Origin of the sequence: Paraburkholderia sp. Ac-20347 (assembly GCF_017104805.1) — a bacterium.
In the GTDB taxonomy this organism is placed as follows: Bacteria; Pseudomonadota; Gammaproteobacteria; order Burkholderiales; family Burkholderiaceae; genus Paraburkholderia; species Paraburkholderia tropica.
Genome location: NZ_JAAGPN010000205.1, coordinates 1 through 14,307, shown reverse-complemented (window position 1 = coordinate 14,307; position 14,307 = coordinate 1). Strand labels below are relative to the sequence as shown.

Below are 14,307 nucleotides of genomic sequence, written 5' to 3'. Positions count from 1 at the left end.
CGCGCCTCGGGCGCGGTGGCGGCCACCGCCACGCGCAGGCGCTGCATGAGCGTGTCGATGAGGCCCGCGTCCACGTCGGCGTCGAGCACCACGGCGGGCACGTCGAGCACGCAGAGCGCGGCGCGCAGCGCGGGCGCGAGCGCGTCGATGCAGTCGTCGAGCCATTCCTCGACGGCCGGATGCTGGCGCGCGATGCAGGCTTCGAGATCGGCGCGGCTGTCGACGGTCTCGCCGCAATACTGCAGATGGCGGCGCAGCGCGATCAGCGACGCGCGAGAGAGCAGAATGTCCCATTTGCCGTCTGGCTTGTGCGCGGACGGCAGGTTGCCGGGCGGCACTGGCATCACCGCGAAATCGCCCGCGTTGCCGGTCAGGCCGCGCACGCAATCGCCGTCGATGGCGACGCCGCCGCCGATCGCCGGGCCGAGAAACAGATAGAGGAAATCGTCGCGCTGACGCCCGCAGCCGTAGAAGATTTCGGCGATGGCGGCGGCGTTGCCGTCGTTTTCGCTGAACACGGGCAGGCCGGTCGCGCGGCCCAGTTCGGCGGCGAAATCGACGTCGCTCCAGACGCTGAACGTATCGGCGGGCAGGCCCAGTTCGCGCAGCCAGCTGCCGAGGTTATACGGCTGCGCCACGCCGATGCCCGCGAGCCGGCGGCGCTCGTCCTTGTCGAGCAGTCCTGACAGTTCACCGATGTCGCGCTGCACGATTTCCTGCGCGAGCGCGGGTTGCGGCAGCAGCATGTCGTGCGAGCGGCGGCCGATCATCTGGCCCGCGAAATCGACGAGCACGGTTTCGATGTTGGTCCGGTCCAGACGCACGCCGATCGCGAACGCGCCGCGCGGCGAGAGGCGCAGCAGCGAGGCGGGCTGGCCGCGTCCGCCGTCGAGGCGACGGCCGCTCATTTCGATCAGGCCGTTGTCGATCAGCGACGTGATGATGCTGCCCACCGCCGTGCTGGTGAGATTCGCGAGGCGCGCGAGATCGGCCTTCGACGCCTCGCCGGCGCGCCGCAGCGCCTGCAGCAGCAGACGCTCGTTGAAGCGGCGGACATTGGCCGAATTGCTGCCTTGACCGACATGCGGACTTCTCACGCGTCTCCTCCGTGGTGTCGATACGGGTCGACCGGACGATGTGCGGCGCTCGTCGGCAACTAAATAAATCAAGTTGATTTATTTAATGCCGGATTTTGCCCCGTGTCAGCCTGGGGAAATCCCGGCGCGGGGTGGGCATGAATGTGGCCGCACATAGCATTGCCCAACGGTTGTTGGGTGAATGAAAGAAGTGTGGGCGTGTGCCCGGTTGCGGCCAACTCGAGGCAACAAGCATGTACCGTCGTCGGCTCGTTGCTGGAAACGATTATCCGTCGGTAGCCGTTTGCGTGTGCCGAACGCGCATCGCAATCGTCCGGGACGATCTCGTAGCGCGCAGGAGTGCGTTAAAAAAAGCGCGCGGTCGGGGTAGTTTGTCGGCGATCAAAATGCCGATTCTTATGGATGACGAATGAATGGAGAGGGTGCGGGATTCGGAATTATCCAGGCCGCCTTGCATGCTAGATTGCATTCGCCCTGTTCGCCACAGAGCAAGGCGCAACTTCCAACATACTGAAGGAAATCCACAATGCAACCGATTACGCGAAACGATCTGGCCAAAGCTGGCGTGGCTGGCGGCTCTGGCGGCTCTGGTTCGTCGAAAAACATCTGCACGGGAAAGGGCTCGTGCTCGATCAAAATTCCGATTTTTGGCAGAAAGTAGAAATCGAAAAACCTGCGTGAATCCAGCAGTCAAAACGGCTCATTTCGAGCCGTTTTATTTTTCGGGAACTGCAATCAGGGAACCGCTCATGGCCGTCGGCCGGTTGAGTCGTCTCTGATTACGCGTTAGATTCTCAATTCGCTGCCGCGTGGCGCGTGTTTTCATTGCTGCGCAACAGGCGAACGTGTCGTCGTCGAAATGAATCCGCCAGGGAAACGCCTATGCACAAGCACATCTTCGTCAATCTGGGCGTGCGCGACTTGAAGCGCTCGATGGACTTTTTCGGTCAGGTCGGCTTTACGTTCGAGCCGAAATTCACCAACGAGCAGGCCGCCTGCATGGTGATCGGCGAAAACATCTTCGCCATGCTGCTGACGCCCGACTTCATGCGCGGCTTCACCGACAAACCGCTCGTCGACGCACGCGAGCAGACCGAAGTGCTGGTCTGTCTCTCATGCGAGTCGCGCGACGAAGTCAATGCGCTGACGGAGAAAGCGCTCGCGGCGGGCGGCACGTCGAAGCGTCCGCCCACGGACTACGGCGACGCGATGTACGGCCGCAGTTTCGAAGACCTCGACGGCCATATCTGGGAGCTGATGTGGATGTCGCCCGAGATGGTGGAAAAGGGCGCGCACGGCGCGTGACCTGTCGGGCGACCGGCGGCGGATAAAGCGCGCCTCAGGCGGGTTCAGACCAGCTCGACCCGCTTGATTTCCTTCACGATCACGAGATAGCTGATGACGGTGATAACGGCGTTCACGCCGACGAAGGCCAGCGCGCCGTCGAACGAGCCGGTTTTCGCCACGAGGTAGCCGATCACGATCGGCGTGACGATGCCGGCCACGTTGCCGAACATGTTGAAGATCGAGCCCGAGAGGCCGATGGCTTCCTTCGGCGCGGTATCGGCGACCACGGCCCAGCCCAGCGCGCCGATGCCCTTGCCGAAAAACGCGAGCGACATCAGCACCACCACGAGCCAGTCGCTCTGCACGTAATTGCAGCCGACGATGCACGCCGACAGCGCCATGCCGCCCACGATCGGCGCCTTGCGCGCCAGCGTGAGCGAACAGCCCGCGCGAATCAGCGAGTCGGAAATCACGCCGCCCAGCACCCCGCCGAGAAAGCCGCAGACCGCCGGCAGCGACGCCACGAGGCCCGCCTGCAGGATCGTCATGCCGCGCGCCTGCACGAGGTAGATCGGGAACCACGTCAGGAAGAAGTAGGTGATGACGTTGATGCAGTACTGCGCGAGATACACGCCCAGCAGCATGCGGTTCGACAGCAGTTGACGCATGATGCGCCAGCCGTTGCCGGCCGCCGGGGTCTGCCCCGCCTGACCGGCATGACCCGCGTCGCGCGACTTGCGCAGATGGCCGTTCACGAGGCCGCCGCCTTGCTCGATGTATTCCAGTTCCTGCGGATTCACGCCCGGATGGTTCGCCGGGTTCTTCATGACCTTGAGCCAGACGAAAGCCAGCAGCAGACCGGCCACGCCCATCATCAGATAGACGTGGTGCCAGCCATAGGCGTGCGTGACCCACGCCATCAGCGGCGTGAAGACGACGGCCGCGAAATACTGCGCCGAATTGAAGATCGCCGACGCCGTGCCGCGTTCCTGGGTGGGGAACCAGCTTGCGACCACTTTCGCGTTGGCCGGGAACGCGGGCGCTTCCGCCGCGCCCATCACGAAGCGCAGTGCGAACAGCGCCGCGACGGCCGCCGCCGTGCTGCCGAGCACGCCGATCGCGCTTTGCAGCAGCGTGAACAGCGACCACAGGAAGATGCTGGTGGCGTAGACGCGGCGCGCGCCGAAGCGGTCGAGAATCCAGCCCGCGGGCAGTTGCGAGAGCACGTAGGCCCAGCTGAACGCCGAGAAGATGTAGCCCATGCGGATGGCGTCGAAGCCGAACTCCGAGCGCATCGCCGAACCGGTGACCGAGAGCGTCGCCCGATCCGCGTAGTTGAGGGTGGTGATGACGAAGATCAGCGCAAGGATGACGTAGCGGACTTTCGTGCGGCTCGCGGCATCGGCTGCGCTGGCGGCCGGGTTGGCGGTACGGCTCAACGGCATGGGTTCACCTTGGTTCGTGCGCGGGGGAACGGGCGAGCGTTTCCGCGGAATGTCTCCGAGCGGCGCGAGTTGTCAGACATCGAGCCGACTTGTCAGAAGGCATCCTACAATGTCTTACGGCGGCGGAGCAATCGTCTCGGCGCATGTTTCGGCTGAATTCAGGGTAAACGTGGTATTGAGCGCGCAGCGCGCTTGTGGAATTGTTCGCCAAGTTGTTCGACAACATGACGGGCGCCGCGGTGATGATGTTAACAGTGGCGCCCCCGACTACAACAGCCCGGGGAGGCGAATTTGAACAGGAAGAAAATGGCGCAGGCAGTGATGGGCGCGGTGCTGGGCGTCGCGGGCGCGGTGGCGGCGCACGCGGCGACCTTTGTTTATGTGTCGAATGCGGATAGCCAGGACATTTCGGTGTTCCGCGTGGACGAAAGCGCGGGCACGCTCGCCGCCGTCGAGACGGTGCCGGTCGGCGGGACGGTCATGCCGATGACGTTCTCGCCCGACCATCGCCGCCTGTACGCCGGCCTGCGCTCGCAGCCGTATCGCGTGGTGAGTTTCGCGGTCAATCCGCTCGACGGGCGGCTCGCCGAACTCGGCCGCGCGCCGCTCGCCGAAAGCATGGCGTATCTCTCGACCGACGCGACCGGCCGCTATCTGCTGTCGGCCTCGTATGGCGGCAACCAGCTTGCGGTGAACCGCATCGGCGAGAACGGCGTGGCGGGCGACGTGCAGCAGACGATCAAGACCGGGCCGATGGCGCACGCGATCCGCACGTCGGCGGACAACCGTTACGCGTTTGCGTCCGTGCTCGGTTCCGACGCGTGGCTGCGCCTGCGTTTCGACGCCACGACCGGTCAATTGACCGAGGACGCCGCGCCCGCGTATGCGCTGCCCGAGAAGTCGGGGCCGCGCCATTTCGTGTTTTCGTCGGACAGCCGTTTCGTCTATCTGATCGACGAACTCGATGGCAAGCTGCACGTGCTCGCGTTCGACCGCGCGCACGATACGGTCAAGCCGATCCAAAACGTTTCGATCCTGCCCGCCGATTTTCATGGCGACAAGCCGTGGGGCGCGGATCTGCACCTGACGCCCGACGGGCAATTTCTCTACACGTCGGAGCGCACGTCGAGCACGCTGGGCGCGTATCGCGTCGATCGCGCGACGGGCAAGCTCGCGCGCATCGGCACCTATGCCACGCAGAAGCAGCCGCGCGGCTTCAATATCGATCCGTCGGGGCGCTGGCTGTTCGCGGTCGGCCAGTTGTCGACGCAGATGAGCGTGTATCGCATCGATGCGAAAACGGGCGCGCTCGAAGAAACGGGGCAGGTGCCCGTGGGCAAGGGCGCGAACTGGGTGGAAGTGGTGCGTTACACGGGGTCGAACGAGTAACGCCGGTTCGGCACGGCGCGTCCGCGTGAGTGGTCACGCACGCGGACGCCCGGGTTCGGCTTTCGCGTTTAACGCAGCGAACAGTTGAGCCAGTGATGGATGCGCTCGCCGTCGAGACGCGAGCCTTCGGCGCTCGCGCTGCCGAGCATCGTGACGATCACCGGGCGGCGGCCGTGCACCATCATGCGCATGACCATGTTGTGGCCCGACTCGTTGATAAAGCCGGTTTTCTGCAAGCTCGCCTGCACGCGGTTGTAGCGCACGAGGCGGTTGCTGTTCACATATTGAAGCTGGCCGCGTCCCGTGGGCACGCGTTCCTGATGATCGGTCGAATAGCGGCGGATCAGCGGATAGCCGTTGGCCGCGCGCACGAGCCGCGCGAGTTCGCGCGCCGTCGAGACGTTTTGCGGCGAGAGTCCCGTCGCGTTGACGAAGTGCGTGTGCGGCATGCCGAGGCTCACCGCTTTCGCGTTCATCGCGTCGACGAAGGCGGGCTGGCCGCCCGGATAGTCGCGTGACAGCGCCGAAGCCGCGCGGTTTTCCGACGACATCAGCGCGATATGCAGCATGTTTGCGCGCGTGAGGCTCGACCCGACGGTGAGGCGCGAGTGCGTGAACTTGAGCGTGTCGAGATCGGCGTCGGTCACGTCGATGCGGCGCGCGAGCGGCGCGTGGTTCTGGTCGAGCCAGACCACGGCCGTCATCAGCTTCGACACCGAAGCGATGGGCACGACGGCGTCGGCGTTACGCGCGAACAGCGGCGTGTGCGTCTGTTCGTCGACGATGAACACCGAGCGCGAGAAAAGCCGCTTGCGTGAAGCCGGCGTGTAGCCGCAGCGCACGAGCAGATGCGGGCCCTGGGTGGCCGATGCGGTGGTCGACACGCTCGTTTGCGGGGCGACGTACGGGATGATTGTCGGCGCGAAATTCGGTGATCCGGCTTGCGCGGTCGTGACCGGCGGTTTCGCGTGACGAGGTTTGGCCGGCGCTTTCGTGTGGGCTTTCACGTGAGCTTTCGGATGCGCTTTAACGTGCGCCTTCGCATGCGGCTTGCCGTGTGACTTGCCGTGCACGATCGAACCGTGAGCGGCATGCCCGTGCGGCAACGGCTTCGTTTTCGCGCGCTTGCCGCGGCGCTTTGCATCAGGCGTTTTCGCCGCGGCGAGCGCGGGCACGGTGCGCTGCGCCGAACGCGGCTTGCGGGTGATTTTCTTCTTCTTGGCGACCGCGTGGACATGCGGATCGGCGCGATGCCGAGGCGTCGTTGCGGCGAAACTCGCCGTGGCCGTCAGACCGGCGAGCAGGAGGGCGGAAACGAGGAGCGGAAGTCGAGAAAGGGAAATCACCGGCAGAAGACGTTGAGGCGGATAGTTCGAAAGAGGGCGAAGAGGTGCGACGAAAAACGGCTGAAGACACACGGCGCGATGCGAGGTGTTTTGCCGCGCGCGAGACTCAATGGTACAGGTAGAACGCGCCGCCGCGCGCATTCTTGCTGTTTTTCCGGTGAAATCGCTGCAATTGGGCGCATGATGCGCCGGAAAATGCGTCATCGATGAGGCCGTTCGCGCGCATGTTACCGGCCTCAGGGTTATCGCGAATGGCTGCGTTCGCGCACCGATTTGTATGATGGGCCAGGACATGCCGATGCTCCCGCTCATGCGCTCCGGCTGCGCAGTCGTCGCTGCCGCGTCGAGCGTGACGGGCCACGCAGCCTCATGAACGCCCACACTCCCGCCCCCGCCTCCTTGCCCGTGCATTCGCCCAGCCATTGCGTCGAGGACTTCACTGGCGTCGCCAATCTCGCTAGCATGCTGGATTGCGCCCGCATCCGTTACCGGAGTGTCTAGATGCCTCGCTTCGCCGCGAATCTCACGATGATGTACAACGAGCACGCGTTTCTCGACCGCTTCGCCGCTGCCGCGCGCGATGGGTTCGACGCCGTGGAATACCTGTTTCCGTACGACCATCCCGCCGCCGAAGTGAAGGCGCGGCTCGAAGAAAACGGCCTCGCGCAGGCGCTTTTCAACGCGCCGCCCGGCGACTGGGCCGCAGGCGAACGCGGTCTCGCCGCGCTGCCTGGCCGCGAGGACGAATTCCGCCGCGGCATCGACAAGGCGCTCGATTACGCGCGCGTGCTCGGCAATCGCAAGCTGCACGTGATGGCGGGCATCGTCGCTTCCGAGGACACGCACGCGCAGCAGCGCGAGCTGTATCTGAAGCATCTCGACTACGCGGCGCAGGCCGCACGCGGCGAGGACGTCACGATTCTGATCGAGCCGATCAACACGCGCGACATGCCGGGCTATCTGCTCAATCGTCAGGACGACGCGCACGCGATCTGCGCCGAAATCGGCGCGGCCAATCTGCAGGTGCAGTTCGATTGCTATCACTGCCAGATCATGGAGGGCGACCTCGCGGTCAAGCTCAAGCGCGATATCGCGCGGATCGGGCATATTCAGGTGGCGGGCGTGCCCGAACGGCACGAGCCCGATAGCGGGGAACTCAATTATCCGTGGCTCTTTTCGCTCATCGACGAACTGGGCTATACGGGCTGGATCGGCTGCGAGTACTGGCCGCGCGCGAAAGCGTCGGACGGGCTCGGCTGGATCCGGCCTTATGTGAAACCGCGATGAAACCGCGATGAAACACGGTGAAAGTGCGATGAAGGCGCGCGCCTGAGGCAGTCGTTCGTGCGTGCGCGGTACGCGGTGCATTCCATCAGGCTTGAACGGAGCGTTCGACTATGAAAGTGCTGATTACCGGCGGTGCAGGATTTCTCGGCCAACGACTCGCGGGCGAACTGCTTGCGCGCGAGTCGTTGAAGATTGGCGGCGTGCAGCAGCGCATCGACGAAATCGTGCTGCTCGACGTGACGCGCGCAGAAGGCCCCGACGATCCGCGCGTGCGCATCGAGGAAGGCGATATTGCGGAGCGCGCCGTGCTGGAGCGCGTGATCGACGGCGAGACGGCCGTGATCTTCCACCTCGCCGCGATTCTGAGCGCGGAGGCCGAGGCGGCGTTCGAGCTGGGCATGCGCATCAATTTCGACGCCACGCGCGAACTGCTCGAAGTGTGCCGCGCGCGCGGCCATGCGCCGCGCCTCGTGTTCACGAGTTCGGTGGCGGTCTATGGCGGCGATATTCCCGAAGAGGTGCAGGACGATACCGCGCTCAATCCGCAGTCGTCGTACGGCACGCAGAAAGCGATGGCCGAGCTGCTGCTGAGCGATTATTCGCGGCGCGGTTTCGTCGACGGGCGCGTGCTGCGTCTGCCGACGGTCAGCGTGCGGCCGGGCAAGCCGAATGGCGCGGCGTCGTCGTTTGCGAGCGGCATCATTCGCGAGCCGCTCAATCGCGAGATCAGCGTGGTGCCGGTGAGCGGCGCGACGCGCGTGTGGCTGCTCTCGCCGCGTATCGCGATCGAAAACATCGTGGTGGGCGCGGAAATCGACGCGGCGGCGCTCGGTCATACGCGCGTGGTGAATCTGCCGGGCGTGTGCGTGACCGTCGACGAAATGGTCGAAACGCTAAGCCAGTTTGCCGGGCCGAAGGCCGTGGCGCGCATCGAATGGACGCCGGACGAGACGATCGAGCGCATCGTCAGCAGCTGGCCGTCGAGCTGGAACGTGCGCCACGCCAAGAAGCTCGGCTTCAGCGGCGAGACCACCTTCCGCGCGATCGTGCAGACCTATCTGGAAGACGAGTTGCACATACTGCCCAAACGCGATCACGGGCATCACTAGACGCGCATCGCAATCGAAAGCGCGCGATCAGTCAGGATGACGAATGAATAAAAACGAGTATGAAATCCACGATGCGCGCTTTCGCTGGCTGATTCAGGCGAACGCACCGCTGCAGAAGATCGCGGGCGATTGTCTCTGGAACGAGGGGCCGGTGTATTTTCCGGCCGCCGATCAGCTGCTCTGGAGCGACATTCCGAACAATCGCATGATGCGCTGGGCGCCCGGTGCGGGTGTCGGCGTGTTTCGCGCCAACGCGAATTTCAGCAACGGCAATACGCGCGACAACGAGGGCCGTCTCGTGACCTGCGAGCACGGACGACGCTGCATTTCGCGCACCGAACACGATGGCAGCGTGGTGGTGCTCGCGTCGCATTATCAGGGCCGCCGTTTCAATTCGCCGAATGACGTGATCGTCGATTCGCGCGGCACGATCTGGTTCAGCGATCCCGACTACGGGATCATGAGCGACTACGAAGGCTTTCGCGCCGAAGGTGAAATCGGCGGCTGTCAGGTCTATGCGCTCGAACCCGGCGCGAGCGAGGCGCGGCGTGTGACCGACGATTTCGTCAAGCCCAACGGACTCGCGTTTTCACCGGACGAATCGCTGCTCTATATCGCCGACTCGGGCGCCTCGCATGTGGAGGGCGGTCCGCGCCATATCCGCGTGTTCGATGTGCGCGACGGCGCGTTGTCGAATTCGCGCGTGTTCGTTTCGATTCAGAATGGCGTGCCGGATGGCTTTCGCGTCGACGAGCAGGGCAACGTCTGGACCAGCGCCGAAGACGGCGTGCATTGCTATTCGCCGCAAGGCGAATTGCTCGGCAAGATTCTGCTGCCGGAAGTGGTGTCGAACCTCACGTTCGGCGGGCTCAATCGCAACCGGCTTTTTGTTACGGCGACGTCGTCGGTGTACGCGCTGTTCATGGGCGTGCGCGGCGCGGCGCGCTGAAACGTGCGCGCACGCCTGAAGATCGTGCGTGCCTGCGATCAGGCAGTCGTCGAGATCAGGCCGCCCGTGCTCTGGCCGCTCGCGAGCATCAACTGAATCAGTTCGGCTTGCGCCGTCTGGATCGCGGCTTCGAGCTGGTTGGCCGCGCTGAGCGTCGCATCCTGGCTCGATTTGGCGGAGCCGCCGGTGCTTGTGGATTGCGATGCGCTGGTCGTTTTGCTGGACGTGTCGCCGTTTGCGTTGTTGTTCGCGTTGTTATTCGCATCGCTCGCGCTGCTCGCCGCTTGCGCCGAACCGCCGTTCTTCGGCAACGAGGCAAGCTGCGATTCGAGCGCCTTGATCAGCGCCTTGAGCTGGTCGATGGCCGTCGTGGTGCTGCTCGAACTCGACGAGGACGAACCGCCGCCACCGCCGCCTCCACCTCCGCCGCCGCTTTTCGAAGTCGAAGTCGTCGACGTCGTGCTCGACGTGCTGCTCGACGACGCATCGCTCGAAGAACTCGACGAAGTGGCGCTGTTATTGCCGTTCGACGTGGTCGACGTGTTCGCGCTGGTGCCGCTGGCGGTCGTGGCGACGGCCGCGGTGGCGGAACTGGTGGGCTGAATCTGCATGGAGGCGTGTCCTCGACGTTGAGCGATGCGGCGAAGCGGTCCGGGCATCGTCCGCAAAACGCGCAGATGAAGCCCCTGTCTGGGATAACGGCAGGGCACGCTCGATTCTTTAGGGGGAGTCGCCCTGGCTCGCCTTACACGGCCTGACGCTGCCCGCCCGTTCGGCGTCGCCCGACGCACGCAGGATCGCCGCAAACCTGCGGCAAACAGGGCGCAAACGCATCGCCAGCAGGTAAAATCGATGCCGCGCACCGCCGTGTGCGCATCCACCGTTCGAACGCTCCGAAAGGATTCCGCTCCGGCGCCGCCACCGGATCGACCAGGCATGCAATTACCCGGCTCCACCGTCCCGATCTCACTCGTCCTGGGTTTTCTCGCCGCGGCTCGCGCGCGGCCGGAAGTGGTCGAGCGTTATTTGCAGCAGGCGGGCATTCCGGACGAATTGCTCGACGAACCCGGCGCGCGCGTGACCGAGGAGCAGTTTTCGACGCTCTATCGCACGCTCGCGATCGAACTCGACGATGAAATGCCCGGCATCTTCAGCCGCCCGTTTCGCAGCGGCACGCTCAAGTTCCTCTGCCTGAGCCTGCTCGACGCGCGCAATCTGGAAACGGCGCTGCATCGCTTCGGCCAGTTTTTCCATATCGTGCTCGACGATTTCCGCGTCGAGTCGCGCCGCAGCGAACTCGTCGCGCAGGTCGAACTGCGTCCGCATCCGGCGTTCGGGCCGATTGGCCCGCTCGGCCAGGAGCTGATGCTCAAGCTCGCGCATGGCGTGTCGTCCTGGCTCATCGGCCAGAAAATTCCGCTGCTGCAAGTGGAGCTCGCGTGTGCGCGCCAGCCGCACGCCGCCGATCATCGCTACTTCTTTTCCGGGCCGGTGCGCTTCGGTTGCGAAGCGCCGCTGCTGCGTTTCAGCGCGGCGTATCTCGACATGCCGATTCGCCAGAGCAAGCGCAATCTGCGTCAATTTCTCGCGCGCTCGCCGGGCGACTGGATCTTCGAATCGTTCAGCGAGCAACTGGTCAGCCATCAGGTGCGCCAGTATCTCGCCAGCACGCTGCCGGAAATGCCGACGATCGAGGCGGCGTCCGAGCATCTGCATTGCTCGGTGCGCACCTTGTGTCGCCGCCTTGCCGCCGAAGACACCGCGTTTCAGGCGCTCAAGGACGAACTGCGTCGCGATATCGCGATCCAGCGTCTGACCGACACGCAGGACACCATCGCGGCCATCGGCGCCGATATTGGTTTCGACGACCCGAGCGCGTTCCATCGCGCGTTTCGCCACTGGACCGGCAGCACGCCGGGCACCTACCGCGGGCGCGCCTGAGCCCCGATTTCACACGAATACGGATCCGGGTTGACCCTGGGTGCCTTGCGGCGCATGGTGCGCTGCGTCACGCGGTGGCCAGATTTGTCACTAGATGGGCCGGATCGGACAGTCCCGGCTCGCGCCTTTGACGCTACGATTTGATGAACATGACCGGCCGCGCCGGGCGTTGCGCCCAGCCGTCGCGGTCTTTCTCATTCAACGTGTGATCGAAAGGTTTGCCATGAGCTTTAACGCCCCCGTCAAGGACATGCTGTTCGTGCTGAAAGAGCTCGCCGGCATCGACACTATCGCCGAACTGCCGGGCTACGAAGAGGCCGGTTTCGACACTGCGCAGGCGGTGCTCGAAGAGGCCGCGAAGCTGTGCGCGGAAGTGCTCGCGCCGCTGAATGTCGAAGGCGACCGCAACCCCAGCAGCTGGCACGACGGCGATGTGACCGCCACGCCCGGTTTCAAGGATGCGTTCCGTCAATTTGCCGAGGGCGGTTGGCAAGGTTTGCAACATCCGTCCGAATACGGCGGTCAGGGTTTGCCCAAACTGATCGGCACGCCGTGCAATGAAATGCTCAACGCGGCGAACCTGTCGTTCGCGCTGTGCCCGTTGCTGACCGACGGCGCGATCGAAGCGCTGCTCACCGCAGGCAGCGAGGACCAGAAGCAGCGCTACGTGCCGAAGCTCATCTCGGGCGAGTGGACCGGCACGATGAACCTCACCGAGCCGCAGGCAGGCTCCGACCTCGCGCTGGTGCGCTCGCGCGCCGAGCCGCAGTCGGACGGCTCGTACAAGGTCTTCGGCACGAAGATCTTTATCACGTGGGGCGAGCACGACATGGCCGAGAACCTCATGCATCTCGTGCTGGCGCGCGTGCCGAATGCGCCCGAGGGCGTGAAGGGCATTTCGCTGTTCATCGTGCCGAAGTTCCTCGTCAACGAAGACGGTTCGCTCGGCGCGCGCAACGACGTGCATTGCGTGTCGATCGAGCACAAGCTGGGCATCAAGGCGAGCCCCACGGCGGTGCTGCAATACGGCGACAACGGCGGCGCGATCGGTTATCTGGTCGGCGAGGAAAATCGCGGCCTCGAATACATGTTCGTGATGATGAACGCGGCGCGCTTCGGCGTGGGCACGCAGGGCATCGCGATTGCCGAGCGCGCGTATCAGCAGGCGCTCGCGTATGCGAAGGACCGCGTGCAGAGCCGTCCCGTCGACGGATCGGCGAAAGAGTCGGTCACCATCATTCATCACCCGGACGTGCGCCGCATGCTGGCCACAATGCGCTCGCTCACGGAAGGCGCACGCTCGCTCGCCTACGTGGCCGCGGCGCATTGCGACATCGCCCATCGTCACGCCGACGAAGCGGTGCGTGCGCGTCATCAGGCCATCTACGAATTCCTCGTGCCGATCGTGAAGGGCTGGAGCACGGAAATGGCCAACGATGTCACGAGCCTCGGCGTGCAGGTGCATGGCGGCATGGGCTTCATCGAAGAGACGGGCGCGGCGCAGCATTATCGCGACGCGCGTATTCTCGCGATTTACGAAGGCACGACGGCGATTCAGGCGAACGACCTGATCGGTCGCAAGACGGCGCGCGACGGCGGTGCGGTGGCGAAGGCGCTGCTCGACGAAGTGGCGCAGACGGTGGAGGCGCTCGGCGGTGCAAGCGGCGCGGCGGCGGTTTCGATGCGCGCGCAACTTCAGCAGGGTGCGAACGCGCTGGCACATGTGGTGGATTTCGTGGTACAGAATGTGAAGCGCGATCCGAACGCCGTGTTCGTCGGCAGCGTGCCGTATCTGAAACTCGCGGGCATCGTGTTGTGCGGCTGGCAGCTCGCGCGCGGGCTGCTCGCGGCGCAACGCAAGCATGACGAAGACCCCGCGTTTTACGGCGCGAAGATCGCGATGGCGCACTTCTATGCCGAACACGTGCTCTCGCAGGCGGGCGGTCTCGCCACGGCGATTCTGGGCGCGCAAGGCGGCGAAGGCGTGCTCGCGCTCGCCGAGGACCAGTTCTGAAACCGGTCGTCGCAAGCGGATGTAATGCGGGCATGATGAAAAAAGAAAACACACGAGACACAGCATGAATGCGAATGAACTGGTCGCCCAATACGGCCCACGCGAGTCGATGGAATACGACGTCGTGGTCGTCGGCGGCGGCCCGGCCGGGCTGTCCGCGGCCATCCGCCTGAAGCAGCTCGCAGCGGAAAAAGGCGTCGAAATCGGCGTATGCGTCCTGGAGAAAGGCTCGGAAATCGGGGCGCACATCCTCTCGGGCGCGGTCATGGATCCGCGCGCAATCGACGAACTCTTTCCCGACTGGAAAGCGCAAGGTGCGCCGCTGGACGTGCCCGTGACCGAGGACAAGTTCCTTTTTCTTTCCGAAACCGGGGCTAAGGCTGTGCCGAACTGGGCGCTGCCGGACAACTTCAAGAATCACGGCAATTACGTCATCAGCCTCG

The 14,307-nt window shown here is 64.5% G+C and carries 13 protein-coding genes; 9 read left to right on the top strand and 4 right to left on the bottom strand.

The window, feature by feature from the left end; genetic code table 11:
- Window positions 1–1,097, bottom strand: a 1,097-nt coding sequence (locus G3N97_RS28515; protein WP_205996331.1) for an ROK family transcriptional regulator, incomplete at its 3' end; no start/stop codon positions are given.
- A gap of 882 nt (window positions 1,098–1,979) precedes the next feature.
- Between G3N97_RS28515 and G3N97_RS28510 the strand changes: the two genes are divergently transcribed.
- Window positions 1,980–2,402, top strand: coding sequence for a VOC family protein (locus G3N97_RS28510; RefSeq protein WP_205996330.1), 423 nt, complete (start codon window positions 1,980–1,982; stop codon window positions 2,400–2,402).
- A gap of 44 nt (window positions 2,403–2,446) precedes the next feature.
- Here G3N97_RS28510 and G3N97_RS28505 read toward each other — a convergent pair whose 3' ends face one another.
- Complete coding sequence (locus tag G3N97_RS28505; protein WP_205996329.1) at window positions 2,447–3,829, bottom strand: MFS transporter; 1,383 nt, start codon at window positions 3,827–3,829, stop codon at window positions 2,447–2,449.
- 306 nt (window positions 3,830–4,135) lie between these two features.
- On the opposite strand from G3N97_RS28505, the gene G3N97_RS28500 reads away from it, so the two are divergent.
- The gene (locus G3N97_RS28500; RefSeq protein ID WP_205996333.1) at window positions 4,136–5,218 is read left to right on the top strand and encodes a beta-propeller fold lactonase family protein; all 1,083 of its coding nucleotides are present in this window, start codon (window positions 4,136–4,138) and stop codon (window positions 5,216–5,218) included.
- A gap of 68 nt (window positions 5,219–5,286) precedes the next feature.
- Here G3N97_RS28500 and G3N97_RS28495 read toward each other — a convergent pair whose 3' ends face one another.
- On the bottom strand, window positions 5,287–6,564 hold the full coding sequence (locus tag G3N97_RS28495; protein WP_346778134.1) for a serine hydrolase: 1,278 nt from the start codon (window positions 6,562–6,564) through the stop codon (window positions 5,287–5,289).
- A gap of 501 nt (window positions 6,565–7,065) precedes the next feature.
- Here G3N97_RS28495 and otnI point away from each other — a divergent pair.
- The 3 genes from otnI (at window position 7,066) to G3N97_RS28480 (ending at window position 9,909) form a co-directional block, all read left to right on the top strand.
- Window positions 7,066–7,851 carry a 2-oxo-tetronate isomerase gene (otnI, locus tag G3N97_RS28490; RefSeq protein WP_205996328.1) on the top strand — a complete coding sequence of 262 codons (786 nt, stop codon included), beginning with the start codon at window positions 7,066–7,068 and terminating at the stop codon, window positions 7,849–7,851.
- 110 nt (window positions 7,852–7,961) lie between these two features.
- A complete protein-coding gene (gene denD, locus G3N97_RS28485; RefSeq protein ID WP_205996327.1) occupies window positions 7,962–8,960 on the top strand; it encodes a D-erythronate dehydrogenase in 999 nt (332 codons plus the stop codon).
- A gap of 43 nt (window positions 8,961–9,003) precedes the next feature.
- Window positions 9,004–9,909 (top strand): SMP-30/gluconolactonase/LRE family protein, encoded by a 906-nt coding sequence (locus G3N97_RS28480; RefSeq protein ID WP_205996326.1) that lies wholly within the window; start codon window positions 9,004–9,006, stop codon window positions 9,907–9,909.
- A 38-nt stretch (window positions 9,910–9,947) separates the two neighbouring features.
- On the opposite strand, the gene G3N97_RS28475 is transcribed toward G3N97_RS28480, so the two are convergent.
- Window positions 9,948–10,220 (bottom strand): hypothetical protein, encoded by a 273-nt coding sequence (locus tag G3N97_RS28475; protein WP_205996325.1) that lies wholly within the window; start codon window positions 10,218–10,220, stop codon window positions 9,948–9,950.
- A gap of 25 nt (window positions 10,221–10,245) precedes the next feature.
- Here G3N97_RS28475 and G3N97_RS28470 point away from each other — a divergent pair, with 25 nt between their 5' ends.
- The 4 genes from G3N97_RS28470 to G3N97_RS28455 form a co-directional block, all read left to right on the top strand.
- On the top strand, window positions 10,246–10,512 hold the full coding sequence (locus tag G3N97_RS28470; protein WP_205996324.1) for a hypothetical protein: 267 nt from the start codon (window positions 10,246–10,248) through the stop codon (window positions 10,510–10,512).
- Between the two features lie 333 nt (window positions 10,513–10,845).
- Window positions 10,846–11,850, top strand: coding sequence for an AraC family transcriptional regulator (locus G3N97_RS28465; RefSeq protein WP_205996323.1), 1,005 nt, complete (start codon window positions 10,846–10,848; stop codon window positions 11,848–11,850).
- 223 nt (window positions 11,851–12,073) lie between these two features.
- The gene (locus tag G3N97_RS28460; protein ID WP_205996322.1) at window positions 12,074–13,864 is read left to right on the top strand and encodes an acyl-CoA dehydrogenase; all 1,791 of its coding nucleotides are present in this window, start codon (window positions 12,074–12,076) and stop codon (window positions 13,862–13,864) included.
- 64 nt (window positions 13,865–13,928) lie between these two features.
- A partial coding sequence (locus tag G3N97_RS28455) for an NAD(P)-binding protein (RefSeq protein WP_205996321.1) occupies window positions 13,929–14,307 on the top strand: 379 nt, incomplete at its 3' end.

Excerpts from the sequence above, each read along its gene's own strand:
- G3N97_RS28465 (WP_205996323.1), top strand. The coding sequence starts at position 10,846 with ATGCAATTACCCGGCTCCACCGTCCCGATCTCACTCGTCCTGGGTTTT.
- G3N97_RS28510 (WP_205996330.1), top strand. The coding sequence starts at position 1,980 with ATGCACAAGCACATCTTCGTCAATCTGGGCGTGCGCGACTTGAAGCGC.
- G3N97_RS28460 (WP_205996322.1), top strand. The coding sequence starts at position 12,074 with ATGAGCTTTAACGCCCCCGTCAAGGACATGCTGTTCGTGCTGAAAGAG.
- G3N97_RS28500 (WP_205996333.1), top strand. The coding sequence starts at position 4,136 with ATGGCGCAGGCAGTGATGGGCGCGGTGCTGGGCGTCGCGGGCGCGGTG.
- G3N97_RS28505 (WP_205996329.1), bottom strand. The coding sequence starts at position 3,829 with ATGCCGTTGAGCCGTACCGCCAACCCGGCCGCCAGCGCAGCCGATGCC.
- denD (WP_205996327.1), top strand. The coding sequence starts at position 7,962 with ATGAAAGTGCTGATTACCGGCGGTGCAGGATTTCTCGGCCAACGACTC.
- otnI (WP_205996328.1), top strand. The coding sequence starts at position 7,066 with ATGCCTCGCTTCGCCGCGAATCTCACGATGATGTACAACGAGCACGCG.
- G3N97_RS28480 (WP_205996326.1), top strand. The coding sequence starts at position 9,004 with ATGAATAAAAACGAGTATGAAATCCACGATGCGCGCTTTCGCTGGCTG.